Annotated in this window: 1 pseudogene; it reads left to right on the forward strand. The window is 48.5% G+C overall.

The window, feature by feature from the left end:
* Nucleotides 1-503 (forward strand): annotated as a pseudogene (locus tag H0248_RS21620) (MFS transporter); the annotation flags it as partial.

Here is a 503-nt window from a genome sequence, read left to right on the forward strand (position 1 = left end):
GCCTGTGAAGATGCCGGGAAAACCTTTTGCCCTGATTGACCTGCGAAAACCCCAGTACCAGTTAAACCTGATTGAAGAGATTACCGCCGATGAGTTGGAAGAGCTTTTTGTTGCTGGTTTCAGTCTGGCAGAGAAAGGTCAGGAGTCAGACTTTTATCGCATTGACGACCGGAAGGCGGCGCGCATAGCTGCGCAGTTTGTCACCCGTAATACGGCCTCAACCATTCGGGATGTTTATAACGGCGACTACGTTCAGGGTATTGCAGATAAGATAAAAGCCTTTTTCGGGAAAATTGAAGAGCTTGCCTTGCTCAATGCCATCAATGCGCCGACAGGATTTTCGCTTAATAGTATATTTGAAGAAGGCGGTTGCTGTTATGTGATTGGCTCGATGCGCAACAGCAAAATCATTACCGCTCAGCGTATGTTGCTGGTTCGCCTGTACCAGTTGGCAGAAAGACGCGAGCGAGTGAAAAACATGCCCCGCCCCATTGCTATTTATC

The sequence above is a fragment of the Pectobacterium brasiliense genome, assembly GCF_013449685.1.
In the GTDB taxonomy this organism is placed as follows: domain Bacteria; phylum Pseudomonadota; class Gammaproteobacteria; order Enterobacterales; family Enterobacteriaceae; genus Pectobacterium; species Pectobacterium brasiliense_A.